Origin of the sequence: uncultured Thiodictyon sp. (assembly GCF_903828115.1) — a bacterium.
Lineage (GTDB): Bacteria > Pseudomonadota > Gammaproteobacteria > Chromatiales > Chromatiaceae > Thiodictyon.
The window spans coordinates 1-3826 of sequence record NZ_CAIKKU010000766.1 but is presented as its reverse complement, the minus strand read 5'-3'; the positions used below and the strand labels follow the sequence as shown (position 1 = coordinate 3826).

Genomic DNA, 3826 nt, shown 5'->3' with positions numbered 1-3826 from the left:
GGGGTCTCGGGCGCAATGGAACAGAAAACCTAGGTAAGCCCCCCCATCCGGCCTGTGGGCGACGTGCGGGAGCCCCGGCCAGCCGCCTACTCCTCAGATGGATTGCGCAACGGCCGCAGTTCACCGCGACGGACGGCCTCCGGTACCGCGAACGAGTAGCGTCCCAGCATGTTGATGTGCTCGTAGATCAGCGGCGACAACCGCGCCACGTCGGCGTCCTGGACCGGGTACCCTTCGCGGCGCAGTTGGGCGAGGGCGGCGTCCAGGTAGACGGTGTTCCACAGCACCACCGTGTTCAGCACCAGCCCGAGCGCGCCGAGCTGATCCTCCTGGCCCTCCCGGTAGCGCTGGCGCAGTTCGCCGCGCTTGCCGTGGAACATGGCTCGCGCGAGGCTGTGGCGCCCTTCGCCACGGTTCAACTGCAACAGGGTGGCACGGCGGCGGTTTTCGTCGTCGAGGTAAGCGAGGGTATGCAGCGTCTTGTCGATCCGGCCGAACTCGGCCAGCGCCTGCGCCAGGCGGGTTGGTCGGTCGCCGATCTGGAGGGTGCGCATGATCCCACTCGCCGGTACGCGCCCGAGCTTGAGCGAGCCGGCCAGGCGTAGCAGGTCGTCCCAGTGCCGGGCGATCAACTCCAGGTCGATCCGCTGACGCGCGAGCCCGTCGAAGGCGCCGTAGTCGGCCTGCGGATCGATGCGCCAGAAACGCGTCCCCCCGATATCGGCGAGACGGGGGCTAAACCGGTACCCGAGCAGCCGGAAGAGGCCGAACACGACATCGCTGTAGGCGCCGTTGTCGGTCATGATCTGGGTCGGCTGCAGCTCGGTTTGCTGTTCAAGCACCACCCCCAGCAGCACCAGGGAATCGCGCAGCGTCCCGGGCACCACGCTGGCGTTCAGCCCGGTGAGCTGGTCGGAGAGCAGGTTGTACCAGGTTACCCCTTTCTGCTGACCGAAATACTTGGGGTTCGGTCCGGCGTGCAGGGTCCGCACCGGCACCACGAAGCGCATACCGTCCGCCGAGGCGACCTCGCCGCCGCCCCAGGCATGGGCGAGCGGGAGCCGATGTTGCGCGGCGACCAGGATCGCATTGGCGGCGCTCAGGGTGTCGTCACGCAGGTAGTTTTGGTCGACCCACGACAGGCGGTCACGCTTGAGCGCTGGCTCGTCCGTGCGGATCAGCGGCTCGGGGCCGGTATTGCAGGCCTCGGCCAGGAGCACCGCGCACAGGCTGGTGGTCAGGTCGGCGGCGCGTGCCCCGCGCTCGGTCAGATGGGTGAAGGCGTCGGTAAAGCCGGTGCGGGCGGCGATCTCGAGCAGAATTTCCGGGAGTTCGACGCGTGGCAGGCGCGCCAGCACCGCCGCCCGCAGGGCAATCAAGGACGGCGGTTCGTCGAGCTTGTCCAGGGGGCTGAGGATCAACTCGTCCTTTTCAAAGCGGACAGCCGGATTGTCCGGTAAGCGCGCGGCCACGGCGCGATAGGTCTGGTCGAGTTCTGCTGCCAAGGCCGCCAGGGCGGGCTGCGGATCGGCAGTCAGCCCGAGTGTGCGGCAGACGATCGGCCGTGCTGCCTCCCAGTCGGCACCCGCCAGAAGCCCGGCGCGCGGGTCGGCGTAGCGCCAACTCGGGGTGACAAAGACATCGCGCCGGCGCAGCGCCGTGTGCAACGCATTGAGTACGCAAAAGGTATAGGCGCGGCGATCGACCCCACCGTCCTCCCTCAGCACCAGGTGCTGCCAGGACTTGCCGATCACCGACCGCGGCGCGTCGCCGGCTTTGGGGTGGCGGTCGTGCTCGCGCAACCAGTCGCAGGCGTCCGCCACCGGTTGACCGGCTGGGCTGGCGCCGAAGCGGATCTCCTTGAGGAGTGTCGGCAGGAAGCGGCGCACCGTGGTGTAACGTTTCTCCAGTTCGCCGTAGAACACGTCGTCGGGTGGTCGGGTCAGCGCCGCGACACTGGCCAGCGCCTGCGCCAGCATATCCGGGGGCACGCGTGCGAACGCCTGGGTACGCAGGTCGGTATCGACGACCGCTGGATCGAGCAGGAGGTGACCGACCGTGGCCAGCAGGAGGGCCGCCCGATCCAGGTCTTTGAGGGTGCGCAGGCGCGCCTGGCGGTCGGCCCGGGCGGCATCGGCGAAAAGTCCGCGCAGCAGTTGTTCCAACACCTCCAGGGCGTCGTCCTGAGCGGTTGCCTCCAGGCCATGCACGAAGGCGACCAGCGTCGCCAACCGGCGGGCCGGGGGCAGCCGCGCGATGGCGCTGACCTTGGCCGCCCCGGCAAAGCGGGCGAGGGAGGCGAGTCGGCTGGACGGGACGCATGCCGCGGGCAGCGCGATACCCAGAGCGCGCACCGCCTGCAGGCGGTGCAAGGCGGCCATCAACGATTGGCTGCTGACCGACACCGGACCGGTGCGCAGCCGGTCCAGGGGTGAATACCGGCCGCCCGGTGGCACCGTCAACAAAGCCTCCAGCCGCGCCTGCCGGTCGGCATCGACCCCGCGCCCGAGCAGCCGCCACAGGCGCACTTCCGCCCGACTGCGCAGTCGGGCGACGAAGCGCTCCAGGACGCTCGCGCCCGGCAGCAGGATCTTGTGGGTCAGCAGCCACTCGCTGGCCCGGTCGAACAAGACGCTGGGACGCTCGGTGCCAGTCCAGCACAGGGCGAAGAGCCACCGGCCAAGGCGGAAACCGACGCTGCCCTCGCCGATGTCGCGATAGCCGTAGTGGTGGCGGATTTCGAGCGGGTGGCGCCAACGCCAGCGACTGGCCCGGTACGCGTCCAGACTATCGCCGACCTCCACCCCGAGTTGCTCCGCCACGCAACGAACCACCGCCGCCGGCACGGCGACGGGGTCCGCCAACAGGGTGCCGAGGAAACGCAGGGTCCCGAGTTGAATGGCGCAGCCCAGGCGCATCGGCGCGCCGCGGTGGGTGCGGACGAAGGCCAGGTCGGCGTCGTCGAGATGGAAGTAGCGGGCCAATTGCTCGGGGGTGGGGTCACCGCAAAACTGGCCGTAGCGCTCGCGCTGTTGCGGGGAGAGAAAAGTGACCGGCATCAGGTCCGGTCGCAGCCGGCCAGGGCGCGATAGACCGAGGCGCGGCCGATGCCGAGTTGGCGCGCGATGGCGGTTGCCCCCAGCCGCTCCTCGGTGCGCAGCCGGCAGATTTCGGCGGCATCGATGGAAGCCTTGCGCCCTTGGTAGATGCCGCGCCCCTTTGCCGCGGCGATCCCTTCGAGTTGGCGCTCGCGCCGCAGATTGGTCTCGAACTCGGCAAACACCCCGAGCATATCCAGGAAGGCCTTGCCGGCGGCGTGGGTGGTATCGATCGGCTGCTCGGTCGCCATCAGGGTCGCGCCCCGCTGCTTGAGCGTCTCGACGATGTCCTGCAGGTCCTTGATGCTGCGAGCCAGGCGGTCGATGCGTGTGACCACGAGGGTGTCGCCGGGCCGCAGGAACGTCAGCAGCAAGGCGAGTTCGGCGCGGCCGTCGCGCGCGGTCCCACTGACCTTCTCCGCGCGCACGATGTCGCAGCCGGCCGCCCGCAAGGCGGCCTCCTGCAACCGGAGGTCTTGGTCGATCGTGGACACGCGAGCGTAGCCATAGCGGGCCATCGGGAGCCGAATCGTCTCGTTAGGGTTTAGACCCGATGAGGGTAGCGTCTCAGAAGCGCCCGGACAACCCAAATGAGACGGCGAAACTGTTCCACCGGGAGTGTCTCGCGTGGGTATACCCCAACGAGACGACAGGCCGGAAGTCACCGAAAATCGTGGGGTTCAGCCCTTACCTAGGTTTTCTGTTCCGTTGCGCCCGAGACCCCGGAT

Annotated in this window: 2 protein-coding genes; both read right to left on the bottom strand. The window is 68.8% G+C overall.

Going from position 1 to position 3826, the window contains the following annotated elements; all coding sequences use genetic code 11:
• Nucleotides 1-86 precede the first annotated feature (86 nt).
• Nucleotides 87-3059 carry a Tn3 family transposase gene (locus QZY48_RS28100; RefSeq protein ID WP_295436952.1) on the bottom strand — a complete coding sequence of 991 codons (2973 nt, stop codon included), beginning with the start codon at nt 3057-3059 and terminating at the stop codon, nt 87-89.
• Nucleotides 3059-3616 (bottom strand): recombinase family protein, encoded by a 558-nt coding sequence (locus QZY48_RS28095; RefSeq protein WP_295436951.1) that lies wholly within the window; start codon nt 3614-3616, stop codon nt 3059-3061. Before QZY48_RS28095 ends, QZY48_RS28100 begins: the two co-directional genes overlap by 1 nt.
• Nucleotides 3617-3826: the final 210 nt, after the last annotated feature.

Excerpts from the sequence above, each read along its gene's own strand:
- QZY48_RS28095 (WP_295436951.1), bottom strand. The coding sequence starts at position 3,616 with ATGGCCCGCTATGGCTACGCTCGCGTGTCCACGATCGACCAAGACCTC.
- QZY48_RS28100 (WP_295436952.1), bottom strand. The coding sequence starts at position 3,059 with ATGCCGGTCACTTTTCTCTCCCCGCAACAGCGCGAGCGCTACGGCCAG.